16 protein-coding genes are annotated in these 15,497 nt (G+C 67.8%); 11 read left to right on the forward strand and 5 right to left on the reverse strand.

Features of this window, described 5'->3' with window-relative positions; genetic code table 11:
- Positions 1-7 precede the first annotated feature (7 nt).
- From Ga0609869_RS10460 to Ga0609869_RS10480, 5 genes are all read left to right on the forward strand, one after another.
- Entirely contained in the window at positions 8-1,465 is a 1,458-nt protein-coding gene (locus tag Ga0609869_RS10460) for a sugar ABC transporter ATP-binding protein (protein WP_125406906.1), read from the forward strand.
- On the forward strand, positions 1,462-2,400 hold the full coding sequence (locus tag Ga0609869_RS10465) for an ABC transporter permease (RefSeq protein ID WP_125406909.1): 939 nt from the start codon (positions 1,462-1,464) through the stop codon (positions 2,398-2,400). Before Ga0609869_RS10460 ends, Ga0609869_RS10465 begins: the two co-directional genes overlap by 4 nt.
- Positions 2,397-3,344, forward strand: a complete 948-nt coding sequence (locus Ga0609869_RS10470) for an ABC transporter permease (protein WP_125406912.1) — start codon at positions 2,397-2,399, stop codon at positions 3,342-3,344. The genes Ga0609869_RS10465 and Ga0609869_RS10470 overlap by 4 nt, the downstream gene beginning before the upstream one ends.
- Before the next feature lie 11 nt (positions 3,345-3,355).
- Positions 3,356-4,273 (forward strand): SMP-30/gluconolactonase/LRE family protein, encoded by a 918-nt coding sequence (locus tag Ga0609869_RS10475; protein ID WP_125406914.1) that lies wholly within the window; start codon positions 3,356-3,358, stop codon positions 4,271-4,273.
- A gap of 194 nt (positions 4,274-4,467) precedes the next feature.
- Positions 4,468-5,520, forward strand: a complete 1,053-nt coding sequence (locus tag Ga0609869_RS10480) for a LysR family transcriptional regulator (RefSeq protein ID WP_125406917.1) — start codon at positions 4,468-4,470, stop codon at positions 5,518-5,520.
- 6 nt (positions 5,521-5,526) lie between these two features.
- On the opposite strand, the gene Ga0609869_RS10485 is transcribed toward Ga0609869_RS10480, so the two are convergent.
- From Ga0609869_RS10485 to Ga0609869_RS10505, 5 genes are read right to left on the reverse strand one after another with little or no spacing between them, the layout of a single operon-like run.
- The gene (locus Ga0609869_RS10485) at positions 5,527-6,387 is read right to left on the reverse strand and encodes an amidohydrolase family protein (RefSeq protein WP_125406920.1); all 861 of its coding nucleotides are present in this window, start codon (positions 6,385-6,387) and stop codon (positions 5,527-5,529) included.
- Complete coding sequence (locus Ga0609869_RS10490) at positions 6,387-7,880, reverse strand: tripartite tricarboxylate transporter permease (RefSeq protein ID WP_125406922.1); 1,494 nt, start codon at positions 7,878-7,880, stop codon at positions 6,387-6,389. The genes Ga0609869_RS10485 and Ga0609869_RS10490 overlap by 1 nt, the downstream gene beginning before the upstream one ends.
- A gap of 12 nt (positions 7,881-7,892) precedes the next feature.
- On the reverse strand, positions 7,893-8,399 hold the full coding sequence (locus tag Ga0609869_RS10495) for a tripartite tricarboxylate transporter TctB family protein (RefSeq protein WP_170168846.1): 507 nt from the start codon (positions 8,397-8,399) through the stop codon (positions 7,893-7,895).
- Between the two features lie 31 nt (positions 8,400-8,430).
- Positions 8,431-9,375 (reverse strand): Bug family tripartite tricarboxylate transporter substrate binding protein, encoded by a 945-nt coding sequence (locus Ga0609869_RS10500; protein ID WP_170168847.1) that lies wholly within the window; start codon positions 9,373-9,375, stop codon positions 8,431-8,433.
- A 25-nt stretch (positions 9,376-9,400) separates the two neighbouring features.
- Entirely contained in the window at positions 9,401-9,778 is a 378-nt protein-coding gene (locus Ga0609869_RS10505) for a carboxymuconolactone decarboxylase family protein (protein WP_211336825.1), read from the reverse strand.
- A 301-nt stretch (positions 9,779-10,079) separates the two neighbouring features.
- Here Ga0609869_RS10505 and Ga0609869_RS10510 point away from each other — a divergent pair, with 301 nt between their 5' ends.
- From Ga0609869_RS10510 to Ga0609869_RS10535, 6 genes are read left to right on the forward strand one after another with little or no spacing between them, the layout of a single operon-like run.
- The gene (locus Ga0609869_RS10510; protein WP_125406930.1) at positions 10,080-11,072 is read left to right on the forward strand and encodes a Bug family tripartite tricarboxylate transporter substrate binding protein; all 993 of its coding nucleotides are present in this window, start codon (positions 10,080-10,082) and stop codon (positions 11,070-11,072) included.
- Positions 11,073-11,104: 32 nt separating this feature from the next.
- Complete coding sequence (locus tag Ga0609869_RS10515; protein WP_211336826.1) at positions 11,105-11,632, forward strand: GlcG/HbpS family heme-binding protein; 528 nt, start codon at positions 11,105-11,107, stop codon at positions 11,630-11,632.
- A gap of 27 nt (positions 11,633-11,659) precedes the next feature.
- Complete coding sequence (locus Ga0609869_RS10520) at positions 11,660-12,118, forward strand: tripartite tricarboxylate transporter TctB family protein (protein ID WP_125406935.1); 459 nt, start codon at positions 11,660-11,662, stop codon at positions 12,116-12,118.
- A gap of 7 nt (positions 12,119-12,125) precedes the next feature.
- Positions 12,126-13,637, forward strand: coding sequence for a tripartite tricarboxylate transporter permease (locus tag Ga0609869_RS10525; protein ID WP_245972337.1), 1,512 nt, complete (start codon positions 12,126-12,128; stop codon positions 13,635-13,637).
- Between the two features lies 1 nt (position 13,638).
- Complete coding sequence (locus tag Ga0609869_RS10530; protein WP_125406938.1) at positions 13,639-14,421, forward strand: FAA hydrolase family protein; 783 nt, start codon at positions 13,639-13,641, stop codon at positions 14,419-14,421.
- Entirely contained in the window at positions 14,418-15,212 is a 795-nt protein-coding gene (locus Ga0609869_RS10535) for an HpcH/HpaI aldolase family protein (protein WP_125406941.1), read from the forward strand. Before Ga0609869_RS10530 ends, Ga0609869_RS10535 begins: the two co-directional genes overlap by 4 nt.
- Positions 15,213-15,497 lie beyond the last annotated feature (285 nt).

Here is a 15,497-nt window from a genome sequence, read left to right on the forward strand (position 1 = left end):
GGCCCCGATGGCTGACGATGCGACACCGGTCGTCCGGCTGGACGGCGTCGAGAAAAGTTTCGGCGCCGTCCACGCGCTGACCGGGGTGACGCTGGCGCTGGCCCCCGGCCAGTGCCTGGGCCTTGTCGGCCATAACGGGGCCGGCAAGTCCACGCTGATGAACGTGCTGTCGGGCAACCTTGCCCCCGATGCCGGCCGGATCGAGGTCGGCGGCACCGACCTGACACGCGGCTACGCCCCGCATGTGGCGCTGGCCCACGGGGTGCGCTGTGTCTATCAGGAGGGCTCGCTCTGCCCCAACCTGACCGTGGCAGAGAACGCGCGCATCTCGCACAAGGCGATCTCGGGGCCCGGCTGGCGGCGCCGGGCGCGGGCACTGATCGGCGGCCGGCTGGACGAAATCTTTCCCGGCCACGGCATCTCGTCCGACGACATCGTGGGCGACCTGTCGATCGCGCGGCGCCAGATGGTCGAGATCGCCCGCGCCTTCGCCGAAACCGATACCCCCGCGCGGGTGGTGATCCTCGACGAGCCGACCTCGTCGCTCGATTCGGTGGCGGCCGGCAAGCTGCTGGCCCATGTGCGCCGCCATGTCGAGGGCGGGGGCGCCTGCGTGCTGATCTCGCACCTGCTGGGCGAGATACTGGACACCGCCGACCGCATCGCGGTGATGCGCGATGGCGGCGTGGTCGCGCTCGACGCGGCGACGGCCTTCGACCGCGGCAAGCTGGTGGCGGCGATGGGCAGCGTCGCCGAGGCCGCCCCGCGCGAGACCGCGCAGACCGCCGCGATCCGCGACCACGCGCCGGTGGTGGTCGAGGCCAGCCCGCCGGGGCCGGACAGCCTGGCCCTTACCGCCCATCGCGGCGAGGTGGTGGGGCTGGCCGGGCTCAGCGGGCAGGGCCAGACCGAGCTGCTGGTCCAGATCTTCGACCACCGTCCGGGCACCGTCGTTGACGGCGAGGTGGCGATGGTGGCCGGCGACCGGCAAAGCGACGGCGTGTTCCCGCTCTGGTCCATCGCCGAGAACATCGCCATCGGCTCGCTGCGGCAATTCCTGTCGGGCCCCTTGCTCGACCACGGCCGGGCGCGCGCCTTCGCCGAGGAGTGGCGCGGGCGCATCGGCATCCGCACCCCCGATATCGGCAACCCGATCCTGTCGCTTTCGGGCGGCAACCAGCAAAAGGCGCTGTTCGCCCGCGCGCTGGGATCGACCGCCGCGATCATTGCCATGGACGACCCGATGCGCGGCGTCGATGTTGGCACCAAGCAAGAAGTCTACGCGATGATCCGGGCCGAGACCGCCAAGGGCCGCACCTTCCTTTGGTACACCACCGAGATGGACGAGCTTGTCCATTGCGACCATGTCTACGTGTTCCGCGAGGGCGCGATCGTGGCTGACCTGGCGCGCGCCGAGATGACCGAGGAACGGGTGCTGCACGCCTCGTTCCGGGAGGACGCATGAGCGCGCCGGTCTCTCCCCGCGTGCTGCGCGCGCTGTTGCCGCCGCTTTCGCTGGCCGCGCTGCTGATCGCGATCTTCTGGCTGCAGCCCCGGACCATGAGCTATTTCGGGCTCAACCTGCTGCTCAACCTCGCGGTGCCCATCGCGCTGGCGACCATCGCGCAGATGTTCATCCTCTGCGTCAACGAGCTGGACCTGTCCATCGGGGCCTTTGTCAGCCTCGTGGCCTGCATCACCGCGACATGGCTGCACGACGCGCCGCTGCTGGGCGTGCTCGCGCTTGCGGGGCTGGTGGCGGCCTATGCCGGGCTGGGCGCGCTGATCCATCTGCGCAACCTGCCCTCCATCGTGGTCACGCTGGGCATGTCCTTCGTCTGGCTTGGGCTGGCGGTACTGGTGCTGCCGACACCGGGCGGCGCGGCGCCCGACTACATCCGCAGCCTGATGACGCTGAAACCGCCCATCGTGCCGTTCCCGATCATCGCCTCGGTGGTGCTGGCGCTGGCCGTGCATGTGCTGCTGATGCGCTCGGCCTGGGGCACGGTGCTGCGCGGGGCAGGGGGCAACCCGCAGGCGCTGGCGCGCGCCGGCTGGTCGATCCTGAGGATCAAGATGACGATGTTCGCGCTGGCCGGGTTTTTCGGCGTGCTGTCGGGAATGGCGCTGGTCGGGCTGACCACCTCGGCCGACGCCAATATCGCGCTGCGCTATACGCTTTTGTCCATCGCCGGGGTGATCCTGGGCGGGGGCGAATTCGTGGGCGGGCGCGTCTCGCCGATCGGCGCGGTGATCGGCGCGGTGACGCTGGCGCTGGCCGGGTCGTTCCTGTCCTTCCTGCGGCTCAACCCCGACTGGCAGATCGGGGCGCAGGGGGCGATCCTGATCCTGGTTCTGGCGCTGCGCGTTCTCATCAGCCGCGGGGAGGTTCGCCGATGACCGCGACGCTGAACCTTTTGAAACAGCCCTGGGTCTGGGCCTGGGTCGGCGCGCTGGGGGTCTGGGGCGCCACCGCCGCCTTTACCGGCGGGCAGGGCGCGGGCGAGGTGCTGCGCGCGGCGCTGACCTTCGGGGCGTTCTACGTCATCGTGGCTTTGGGCCAGATGTTCGTGGTCACCCTCGGGCCCGGCAATGTCGATCTGTCGATCCCGGCCTGCATGACGCTGGCGGGCACCGTCGCAATGAAGACGATGGCGGGGGCGGCGGCGATGATCCCGGTCGGGCTGCTGATAGCATTGGGCATCGGGCTGGTGGTCGGCACGGTGAATTACGCGCTGATCCGCCTGCTGCGCATCCCGCCGATCATCGCAACGCTCTCGTCGAGCTTCATCTACCAGTCCGCCGCGATCTGGTGGAACCGTGGCCTGCGGGTCAAGCCGCCCGCGGCGCTGGCCGATTTCACCACCGCCAAGATCGCCGGCGTCCCGGTCATCGCGCTTTGCGTGGCCGTGCTGGCCGTGGCCGGGCACGTTCTGTTGACCCGCACGCTCTACGGCCGCGGCGTCGTCGCCATCGGTCAGAACCCGCGCGCCGCCCATCTGGCCGGTGTCGGGGTCGAGCGGATCCGCGCGGCCACCTACATCCTGTCGGCCACGCTGGCGGGGCTCTGCGGCTATCTGCTGGCCGGCTTTTCAGGCGGCGCGGCGCTGAACATGGGCGAGGAATACCTGCTGAGTTCTATCGCCGTGGTGGTGATCGGCGGCACCTCGGTCGCGGGCGGTTTTGCCAACGTGCCGGGCCTCTGGGGCGCGGCGCTGTTTCTGTTTCTGCTGGTCACCATGCTCAACACCTTCGGCGCGGGGGCGGGGGTGCGCATGGTGCTGACCGGCCTCATCATCATCGGCGTGATCGTTGCGGCCAGCGGCACGCGCCGCCGAACCTGAAGGAGGACACCATGGCCCTTGTCGGCGACGCCTACGAGTATTTCGACCCGCGCTTCCGCGACCTCACCGTGCCGATCGCCGAGGTCGAGGTGCTGTTCGACGGCTGCCGCTGGGCCGAGGGCCCGGTCTGGTTCGACGATGGGGGCTATCTGGTCTGGTCGGACATCCCCAACAACCGCATGCTGCGCTGGGTGCCGGACATGGGCGTCGGCGTGTTCCGCGCCGACAGCAACTTCGCCAACGGCAACACCCGCGACCGGGAGGGACGGCTGGTCAGCTGTGAACATGGCGCCCGCCGCGTTACCCGGACCGAACCCGACGGCACCATCACGGTGATCGCCGACCGCTACAAGGGCGGGCGGCTGAACTCGCCCAACGATGTGGTGGTCAAATCCGACGGCACGATCTGGTTTACCGATCCGACCTACGGCATCCTGTCGGATTACGAGGGCCACCGGGCCGAGCCCGAGCAGGCAGGCTGCTTCGTCTTTCGCGTTGACCCGGCCACGGGCGAGATCGCCGTGGTGGCCGACGATTTCGTCAAGCCGAACGGGCTGGCCTTTTCGCCCGACGAGAGCAAGCTCTACATCTCCGATACCGGGCTCAGCCACGATCCCGACGGGCCCCACCATATCCGCGTCTTCGACGTGGGCGACGACAACGCCCTCAGCGGCGGCGAGGTTTTCGTCGAGGTCGCGCCCGGCGTGCCCGACGGGTTCCGGGTGGACGTGCAGGGCAACCTCTGGTCCAGCGCGCAGGACGGGGTGCGGGTGTTCGATGCCGAGGGCCGCCCGCTGGGCCGCATCAAGATGCCCCAGATGGTGGCGAACCTCACCTTCGGCGGCCCCAAGCGCAATCGGCTCTTCATCGCCTCCACCCACACGCTGTGCGCGGTCTATGTCGGGGTGAGCGGCGCGCAGAGGCCATGACGAAAGGCGAAGGCGCGAGGAGCGCGGCGTCAATCCGGCGTCTGCACCGTGTGCGAACGCCTGGCCCTTCTGCGCGGTGGCGTCGTCAGCGCTTTTCCAGTTCACCTTCCGGCCCACTTCGGTGTCCGGGATTCAGGTCATCGTTTCTGTGCCGGGTGGGATTGGTGCGACGTTCCGGTTGACCTGCGGTCGCTGTGCGACGCACGCTCGCCGGGTCCGAGGTTAAGCGAAAGAAGACCGAGATCGAAACCGGGGAAAAAGAGACAAGCGAGCAAGGCCCGAAAGCGAGCAGCCAGCCGACCCGCATCCGGCCGACCTTGCGGCAGATGCAGGGCTTCATGGCGGTGGCCCGCCTTGGCTCGTTCAGCCGCGCGGCCAGCGAGCTTGGCCTGTCCCAGTCGGCCTTGAGCCAGTCGGTTCAGCAGTTGGAGTTCCTGCTCGATGCCGAGCTTCTGGACCGCCGCAACAGGACGATCGTGGCAACGCCCGCGGGCGCGGTGCTGATGCGGCGGCTGCGCGGGATTCTCGACGATCTCGACGGCGCCCTGAACGAGGTACAGCGCGAGATCAACACCAACGAAGGCGCGATATCGGTCGCGTGCCTGTCGACCGTCGCAACGCTGCTGATGCCGCCGACGGTGGGGGTGTTCAAACAGCAATTCCCCAAGGTCTCGGTGTCGATCCGCGACGAGAACGTGGACGGCATCCTCGATCAGGTGAAATCGGGCGCTGTCGATTTCGCGGTGACCTGCCTGTTCTCGGACGACCGTGAGATCGCGTTCGAGCCGGTGCTGCGGGACCGGTTCCGCTTTGTCTGCACCCAGGACCACCCTTTTGCCACGCGCAAGTTCATCCGCTGGCGCGACCTGGACCAGGCCAACCTCGTCGTGATGACCCGCGGCACCGGGATCCGGCGGCTGATCGACCGTCACCTGTCGGATGCAAGCGTGCTGGACAAGGCGAAATACGAGGTATCGCGGGTGCCGTCGATCCTGAAGATCGTCGAGGAAGGCGGGGTCAGTTCGGTGCTGCCGGCCCTGACATTGGCCGCACTGCCGACCGAAACGCAGCTTGTCCACCTGCCGATGACCGAGCCCGAGATCCAGCGCGAGGTCGGGATAGCGACCCGGACAGGCGTGCCGCTTCAGACCATCGCCGAACGGTTTCGCCGCGATTTCCTGCATGTGTTGGTGAACGGGCATCACCTTGCGCATATGCCGGATATCCACATCCTGGCAGACCCTTAGACCGGGTCAATCGCCCGGAAAATAGAGCCGGGCGGGATTATCGACCAGAACCTGCCGCGCGTGCGGGCCGAACCAGTCGATCGCCTGGTCCAGCAGCGCCGCATCGTCGGGTACCGGCCCGTCGAACAGCATCACGTGAGGCCAGTTCGAGCCCCAGACCACGCGGTCCGGCGCGGTGTCCAGAACCGCCTGCGCAAGCGGGGCCATGTCGGTCCAGTCGGGGCGCGAGGACAGGCGGTACCAGCTGCAGATCTTGGTCCAGACGTGGTCGCAATCCTCCAAAAGGCGCAACAGGCACCCGAAGGCCGCGCTGCCCGGCCCCATGTCGCCGGTTGTGCGCGCCATGTGATCCAGCATGATCGGCACGGGCGACGCCCGGATTGCCTTTTCCAGTTCCAGAATCTCGTCGGCGTCGTGCAGGTGGAACAGGATGTGCCAGCCACGGGGCGCGATCTTGTGGGCAAGCTGCTGCATGCCCTCGGTCCCCGAGGCGCCGCGCAGCATCGAGGACAGGCGGACGCCGCGGATGCCGCCGGCGTCGTAATCGGCCAGCACGCCCTCCGACACGTCGAGCGGGACGACCGCAATGCCGCGCGCGCTCTCGCCCATGCGGGCTATGGCATCGAGCGTCACGGCATTGTCGAAGCCGTGCGCCCCCGGCTGCACCACCACGCTGCGCGAAATGCCGAGCGCCTCGCGCAGCGCAAGGTATTGCTCGAGCGGCGCGTCGGGTGCGGTGTAGGCACGGCCTTGCGCCAGCGCGAAACGGTCGGCCGGCCCGACGATGTGGCAATGGGCGTCGATCAGCCCGGTCGGCACGGTCCGGCCGGGACGGCGGGGCGGTCTTGGCGGCAGGCAGGTCCGCATCAGTCGGTTCCTTTCGTTGACCTTTTCCGCCACAGCCGCCGGGCCGGAGGCCAAAGCAAAAAGCCCAGCGTCAGCGCCAGGAAACCCGCGGCGATCGGGCTGGCGGCAAAGCGGGTCCAGTCGCCCTGGAACACGATCAGACCCATGCGCAGGTTCTGCTCCAGCAGCTTGCCCAGCACGAACCCGATGATGATCGGCGCCAGCGGATAGCCCGCGCGCCGAAGGGCGTACCCCACCAGACCGGCGACAAGTGCGGTCACGAGGTCGAGCACGGAATTGTTGAGCGTGAAAATGCCCACCCCGATCAGGATGACGACACCCGCCATCAGCAGCGCATCCGGCAGCGACAGCAGCCGCCGCCAGAGAAAGGCGAAATACTTGGCGATGGGCAGCATCAGCAGGTTGATGATCAAGAGCCCGAGCAGCAGCGCCGCGACCAGGTCGGCGTGCTGGGTGAATAGCCGCGGCCCCGGCACGATGTCCTGGATGACGAGCGCGCCCAGCATGATCGCCGTGATCGGATCGCCCGGCACGCCAAGCGCCAGCGTCGGCACCAACGCCCCGCCCGTGACGGCATTGTTCGCCGCCTCGCTGGCGGCCAGTCCTTCCGGCGCCCCCTTGCCGAAGTCCTCGGGCGTTTTCGATGCGCGCCGCGCTTCGGCATAGCTTACGAAAGAGGCCGCGGTCGGCCCGACACCGGGCAGGACACCGATCAGGGTTCCGATCACCCCGCTCTTGAGGATCGTGGGGGCAAGACGGCGAACCATGCCGAGACGCGGGAAGGCGAAGCCGCTCGGCAGGGCACCGGTCCCGGCCGAGCGCGCCGGATCGCCCATGCGCCAGAACACCTCGGAAAGCGCGAAGAGCCCGACCAGCAGCGGCACCAGCGACAGGCCGGCGGCCAGTTCGAAGACGCCGAAATCAAACCGAACCTCGCCCGAGAAAACGTCCTGCCCGACCACGGCCAGGAACAGCCCGAACAGCGCGGCGAGGAGGCCCTTGAGCTGGTTTCCCGCCGAGACCGAGGCGATGCAGGTCAGCGAGAACAGGACCAGCGCCAGCATCTCCGCCGGACCGAAATTGAGCGCCCATTGCGCGATGGTCGGGGCGGCGAAGGCCAGGATCAGCAGGGACAGGATGCCGCCCGCGACCGACGCCAGCGCGGCGATGCCAAGCGCCTCGCCCACGCGCCCCTTGCGGGCCATCGGATATCCGTCGAGGCAACTGGCCGCCGAGGACGGCGTGCCGGGCGTGTTGATCAGGATCGCCGTGACCGACCCGCCGTAGATCGACCCGGCGTAAATGCCCAGAAGCAGCGTGATCGCCGGGACCTGATCCATCCCGATGGTCAGGGGCAGCGCGAGCGAGACGCCGACCGCGGGCCCGAGCCCGGGCAGCACCCCGATCACGACGCCCAGCAGAACGCCGCCGACCAGCGCCGCGATCGCCATGGGATCGGCCAACAGCGCGGCACCGGCGAGCAGGGCTTCCATAGCGCGGGCCCCTCAGTCCAGGAACGCGGGCCAGCCGGGCAGCGGCGCCCGCAGACCTTCGGTGAAGGCGAGCCAGACGAAGCCCGCGGTGGCAACCCAAGTGGCAGCCAGGATCAGGGGCCGGCGGTAGCCGAACGTCAACGCGAATGCCGCCATGAAGATCGCCGAGGACAGGAAGAAACCGAGCGGCTTCAGCGTCAGCAAGAAGCCGGCCGAAAGCCCCATCGCCATCAGGGCACTCCGTGTGTCCTGGCCCGATCGGTCGGACGCCCCCGTCCACAGACCGTAGATCAGCACCGCGGCTGCCAGGACCAGCCCCAGGAAGATGAGCGCGCGCGGATAGAACAGCGGATCATAGGCCAGCTGACCGCCTTGCCCGCCAAGCGACGAGGTTGCCGCCCAAAGCCACATCGCCCCCCAAAAGATCAGGAAGGCGGCGGCGGACAAACTGGTTGCTGTCAGAAGGCGGGGCATTTTGCGGCAACGCTCACTGGTCTTGATCTGTGGCCCGGCCGGCATCGGCGCCGGCCGGGCCCGCGGGCGTGCGATGTTACATATCGGACAGGAAGGCGCCGATGGCGTCATACTCGCCGGTCAGCGCCTCGGCGAACCCGGCGCCGGTCTCGCTGACAGGGGGCATCGAGTACTGGCCCAGCACCTCGTTGAAGCTGTCCGAGCCCTGCGCCGTGGCGCAGGCTTCGACCAGCCGGCCGTAGCGGTCGGCCGGGATGCCCTTGGGCGCCACGATCGCACCGGTCAGGCTGTAGATCACGGGGCTGCCCAGCACCTCGCCCACCGTCGGCACGTCCGGATTGGGGACGCGTTCGCGCGACATGATGGCGATGGGGGTCAGCAAGTCGGGATTGCCGAGCGCGGTGCCCGCAGTGATCGGCGCCACGTTGATGACACCCGACAACAGGTTCTGCACCGCCGTCTGTTCGCCGGTCATCGGCACGCCAAGCGCCTCGAAGCCGCCGGCCTCTTGCAGCGCGTTCATGGCGATGTCCTGCAACGTACCCGGCCCTTCGCTGTAAAAGCGCACGGCCGCAGGATCGTTCTCGGCCAGGGCCATCAACTCTTCCAGCGTGGTGATGCCCGAGGACGTGGCCACCGTCAGGATAAGCGGGTTGTCGAAGCCGCGGCAGATCAGTTCGAAACTGGACAGCTCGTAGGGCAGGTCGGCCGTGTGGGGCCGCATCAGCAACGGGGTCGAGGTCAGGATCCCGATGGTGTATCCGTCCGCCTCGGCGCGGGACAATTCCGTCGCGCCCACCGTCCCGGCGGCGCCGGCCCGGTTCAGCACCGTGATCTCGACGCCCAGATCCTCGGACATGGCCGAGGCGATGGCCCGGCCGATCAGGTTGCTGGCCCCACCCGGCGGAAACGGCACGATGAATTCCAGCGGCCCGTCGGGGTAGTCCTGCGCGCTGGCAGGGGTGGCCGAGACCGCGGCCAGGGATACCGCGCAGGCGGCCAGAAGCGGTTGAAGTCGCATGGATAATCCTCCCAAGTGATGAATGTCAGGGGTCGGCCTGCTCTGTCGCGGCAAAGACGTCGGCCAGTATCTCTCCGGCATGGTTGGCCGCCGCGAGCCCGCGGAACAGGAAGGCAATGTGGACGGTGTCGATCAGCTCTTTCGGCGTGGCCCCGGCCCTGAGCGCGGCACGGGCATGGTTGCCCGCCGCGTTCGAGGTCTGGACCAGTAGGATCGCGAAGGCGATGAGCTGCACGGTCTTCTGGTCGAGAGTGTCGGGATCGAGGAACTGCGCGCGGAGCGTTTCCAGCCGGTCCAGCGCCACAGGGTCCCGTTCGCGCATCAGATCGATCCGCGCCGCGACCTTCGGCGGCACACGGCCGATCATTCGCTCGTAGCCCTCAAGAATCTCCTCGACGTCCACCCGGACCTCCCCTGCTGGATGCCCCCATAAACGATGGATTTCCGAGGATAGGTCAAATTGGAAAATCGGGGCGTTGTATTAGCAAAACCGAACCCGCCCTGCCAAAAAGCCAATCTGCGAAACCAATCTCAGGAAATCGACACAGATGTATCGAAAAAATGGATGAACCCTTCCGAAGATCCCATTTGACCGGACCGCAGAAATGGCGGTGTTGTAGGCGCTGGAGGGGTGTGCCCGTGCCGGGCGCGCATTCGTCAATTCGGACGAACCGGGGCCTGGCCCCGAACAGGGAGGATCAATCATGCAGCTTCGCTCCATCACTCGTCGTTGTTCGCTCATCGGGCTTGCTTGCGCGTTCGGGATTTCGGCCTTTCACGCGCCGGCCCTGGCGCAAGAGGATTACCCGAGCGGGCCGGTTACCATCCTTGTCGGGTTTTCGGCGGGCAGTTCCACCGACGTTGCCAGCCGGCTGCTGGCCGCCCAGCTTTCGGAAATCCTGGGGGAGCGCGTTCTGGTCGAGAACCGCCCCGGTGCCGCCAGCAGCATTGCGACACAGGCCGTCGCCTCTGCCAATGCCGATGGACAGACGCTGCTGATGGCGACGGTGGCCAACACCATCGGCACCGCGCTCGGGCGCGACGTGGCCTACGACTTTCCCGGCGATTTCGCGCCCGTGGCACTGGTCGGCGCGGTCCCGATGATCGTGACCGTCCACCCGGATGTCAAAGCGACCTCGATGGAAGAGCTGATCGCCCTGGCCCGGGCCGGCGAGCCGATGCTGCTTTATGGCTCGGCGGGGGTCGGCACGGCACCGCATTTGTCGGCAGAGCTTTTCGCCTCGTCCGTCGGTGCCGAGATGACCCATGTTCCCTACCAGGGTTCGGGCGACGCGGTACGCGACCTGGCCGCCGGACGCATCGACCTGGTATTCGCGCCGCAATCATCGGCCGCCTCGGGCATCGAAGATGGCAGCCTGCGGGGCCTCGCCTCGACGCTGTCGCAGCGCTCGGCCATGTTCCCCGACCTGCCGACAGTGTCCGAAACCGCCGTCGAGGGGTTCGACACGTCGGTCTGGTTCGGCCTGGTGGCCCCAGCCGGCACGCCCGATGCCATCGTCGACGCGCTGGCCGACGCGGTGAACACGGCGCTGGAGACCGACGCGGTGCGGGACGGTATGGCAAGTGCCGGCATCCAGCCCTTGGGCGGTTCGCCCGCGGACATGGCCAGTTACATCGACGTCGAGGTCGGCAATTGGTCGGACGTGGTCGAAGCGGCGGGCATCTCGCTCAACTGAGCGGGGCGCGGAACAGATCGGAGGTCTTGCAGATGATGCGACTGCTTTCAGCAAAGGAATGCCGCCCGTTCTTCGATGCGGTCGAAGAGAAGGCAACCCAGATGGGCGCCCCCGTCGCCACCGCGATCGTCGGCCCTGAAGGGCACGTGATCGCGGTCGAGCGGATGGTGGGGGCGGGGTTCATCACCGCCGACACCGCCATCGCCAAGGCCTACACGATCGCGGCCTTCCGCACGATGAGCCCGCGTTTTCCCGACGGGCTGGTGATCCAGAAATGGTTCCAGCAGCGCAATCCGCAATTCCTGATCAACGCGGCCGCCCTGACCGGCGGCCGCGTCGCGGCCTCGGGCGGGATGGCGCCGATCTTCGACGGCGACGACATCATCGGCGCCTACGGAATCAGTGGCGCGACCTCGGATCAGGACGAGATCATGGGGCGCCATGCGCGGGAAAAAGTGGGCTGGCGACACGAGCCGGAAAGCGACATCATCCCGCAGGAGACACTCGATCATATCCGCGAGGTCTATGAAACGATCGGCCTGAGTGACCGGCTTGGGTAGACGGGCACTCGGAAAGGATCGGGGCGAATGGCACATGCGTTCCCACAGCGGCTGAGACGGCGCGAAACGCTGTGCGGGATCGTCGTCGCGGCGGTGGCGGCCGCGGCCGGCCTGGAGGCGTCGGGCTACGCGTTCGGGTCGGTCGACCGGATCGGCCCGGGATTCCTGCCGGTCGTCTACGCGGCGATCCTCGGCGGGCTGGGCTTGGCCATCGCCGCGGTCGGCTGGCACGACCAGTCGACGGTCGAGCGCCCCGCGCTGAGACCGATCCTGGTGGTGATCGGTGCGCTCCTGTCCTGGGCATGGCTGGCGCCGCGCGTCGGCTTTTTCGCGGCGACGGCGCTTCTGGTCTTCATCGGGGCTTTCGGGCAGGGGCGGCTGCGGCCTCTGGAAACCGCGCTTCTGGCGATTGCCACGGCCGCCGCAACGAGCGTGGTCTTCGTCGGCATCTTCGCGCTGCCTCTGCCCGTCTGGCCATGGCCATGAGCAGACCGTGAGCGCTATTTTGGCCGATCTCGCGGGCGGCTTCGCCGTTGCGCTCGCCCCCGAGGCACTGGCTTTCTGCCTGCTTGGCGCCACCATCGGAATGGCCATCGGGGTGCTTCCGGGGATCGGTGCGCTGGCCACGATCTCGATCCTGCTGCCGTTCACCTTCTCGCTCGACCCGACCCACGGCATGATCATGCTGGCCGGCATCTTCTACGGCGCGCAATACGGCGGGTCGGTCGCGTCGATCCTGCTGAACCTGCCGGGCACGGCGTCCACTGCGGTGACCGCGCTCGACGGTTACCCGATGACCAAGGCGGGCCGCGCGGGGGTGGCGCTGTTTGTGACAACCATCGTCTCTTTCCTGGGCGGGTCGTTCGCGATCCTGCTGATGACGCTGGTCGCGCCGGGGGTGGCGAGCCTTGCCCGCGAATTCGGCTCGACCGAGTATTTTTCGATCATGTTGCTGGCGCTCGTCGCCGCCGCCACCCTGGCGCCGGGGTCGATGCTGAAAGGGCTGGCAATGGTCGCATTCGGCCTTCTGCTCGGGACCGTGGGCACCGACATGACGACCGGCAGCTACCGATTTACCTTCGGGATGCTCAGCCTTGCCGACGGCCTCAGCCTGGTGATCGTGGTGATGGGGCTTTTCGGCGTGGCTGAGATCCTGTCGAACCTGGCCGGCGGCGCGCCGCCGCGGCCCACGCAGGAAACCATAACCCTGCGTTCGATGCTGCCCACGCGAGAAGACCTGCGCCGCAGCATCGGGCCGACCTGGCGCGGGTCCTTGGTGGGGGTCGTCACGGGCATCCTGCCGGGGCTGGGCCCGCAGGTCGCGTCCTTCGTGGCCTATGCGACGGAAAAACGTCTCTCGGACACGCCCGAGCAATTCGGAACCGGCATGATCGAGGGCGTGACGGCCCCCGAGGCGGCAAACAACGCCGCGGTGCAGGCGGCCTTCATCCCGACCCTGACACTGGGCATTCCCGGCGACGCGGTCATGGCTGTCATGATGGGCGCGCTCATGTTGCACGGCATCCTGCCGGGCCCCTCGCTGATCACCAACGAGCCCGACCTGTTCTGGGGCCTGGTCGCCAGTTTCTGGATCGGCAACGTCATCCTTCTGCTTCTGAACATCCCGCTGATCGGCCTTTGGCTGAACGTGTTGCGCGTGCCTTACCGGCTGCTCTACCCCGCGATCCTCGCGCTGATCTGCATCGGGGTCTTTTCGCTGCGCAACAACCCGTTCGATATCGTCCTGGTGGTCGTCTTCGGCGTGATCGGCTACGGCATGGGCCTGCTGCGCCTGCCGCCCGCACCGCTTCTGCTCGGGCTCGTCCTCGGCCCGCTGGTCGAGGAACACCTGCGCCGGGCGCTGATCATCGGGCGCGGCGATCCGATGGTCTTTCTGCAAAGCCCGATCAGTCTTGCGGCCCTTGTGGCGACGGTGGTCCTGATCGCCGCGACCGCACGCCGTAAACCGCCCGTTTCAAACACAAAGACACAAGCCGGAGATTGAGATGCTGACAGAAGAACAACGCCGACAGGTCGTCGACTCCTTGCTGGATTCGCACCGGACGAAGGTCCAGGGGACACGCCCGTCCGAGATGTTTCCGCAGATCGAGATCGAGGACAGCTATGCCATTTCGTCGATGGTCGCCAAGCAGAAAGAGGCCCAAGGCGTCCGTATCGTCGGCCACAAGGTCGGCCTGACCTCCAAGGCGATGCAGGCCGCCTCAAAGATCGACGAGCCGGATTACGGCTACATGTTCGACGATCTCGTGCTGCAGGACGGCGCGAAGGTGCCCTTCGAGTCGTTCTGCGTGCCGCGGGTGGAGCCGGAACTCACCTTCATCCTGAAAGAGCCGCTGCAGGGCCCCGGCATCGGGCTGGTCGACGTCCTGCGCGCGACCGAATGGGTGGTGCCCTCGATCGAGATCATCGATGCGCGGGTGGGCGAACCGCGCCGGATCTTCGACACCGTGGCCGACAACGGTGCGGCGGCGGGTACGGTTCTGGGGGGGCGGCCGGTCCGGCCCGACGAGATCGACCTCAGGTGGGTCGGCGCCATATTCCATCGCAATTCCGAGATCGAGGAGACCGGGCTTGCCGCCGGCGTTCTCGGGCACCCCGCGATGGCCATTGCCTGGCTGGCCAACAAGCTTGGGCCCATGGGAACGGTGCTGGAGCCCGGGCACATGGTTCTGTCGGGCAGCTTCACGCGTCCGGTCTGGGCCGCCAAGGGCGATACGTTGCATGCCGATTTCGGCCCGCTGGGCTCTGTCGCGGTGCAGTTCACATGACCGTTCAGGCACCGAAGAACAGTTTCAAGTCGCGGCTCCTGGCAGGCGAGGTGCAACTTGGCCTGTGGATGAGCCTGGGCAGCGCTGCCGCCGCCGAGGCTCTGTCGCTTGTCGGCTACGACTGGCTCCTGTTCGACATGGAACATGCACCGGTCGACCCGCCGCAGATGCAGCCGCTTCTTCAGGCCGCGGCCGCGGGCGTGTCACAGGCGGTCGCCCGGCCCCCGTGGAACGATCCGGTATTGATCAAGCGAACCCTGGATGTCGGAGCACAGACCCTTCTGGTGCCGTTCGTGCAATCCGCCGAAGAGGCCGCGGCTGCCGTGCGCGCGGCGAAATACCCGCCGCAGGGCATACGCGGCGTCGCGGGGCTGACCCGCGCCAGCCGCTACGGCCTCGCGCCCGACTATTTCGCCACGGCGAACGCGCAAACCTGCGTGCTGGTCCAGATCGAAACGCCCGCTGCCTTGTCACGCATCGAGGAGATCGCCCTGACGCCCGGCGTCGATGGCGTCTTCATCGGGCCCTCCGACCTCGGCGCCTCGATGGGGCATCTGGGCCGGCCCGGCACTGCCGAGGTTCAGGACGCCATACGCGGCGCCGCCGACACGCTGCGCGACCTTCAAAAGCCTGCCGGTATACTCGCGGTCTCTGCGGAAGATGCGGAACGCTATCTCGACTGGGGATATTCCTTTGTCGCCATCGGCATAGACATGTCGCTGCTGCTGCGCGCGGCCAAGGCGCGGCTTGACCACTTCACGGACGCGATGCCCGGAAACACCCCGGGCTGACGGGGCTCTGGGTGCGGGCGCAGGGTGCGCCGGCGCGGGTTGGCCGGCGCTCTGGGCCTGTCAATGGCACCCGCCTTCGGGATGGGCAAGGGGCGGGATAGTTGCCCTCGGGCGGGGAAACGGGGCCGGGTCCGGCACTTCAGAACCGGCCCGGCGATCATCCGCCTGGCCGCAATGGCGTGCATGCGTTTCCCGTATAGGCTCGCCGCCGCTGTCCTTGGCGAGTGGGGCGCGGGGTCTCTGCCAGCATCTTTTCCGGCCGCGCCGGGCGCGCCTGCCATCGCG

Origin of the sequence: Rhodovulum iodosum (assembly GCF_041020385.1) — a bacterium.
GTDB lineage: Bacteria > Pseudomonadota > Alphaproteobacteria > Rhodobacterales > Rhodobacteraceae > Rhodovulum > Rhodovulum iodosum.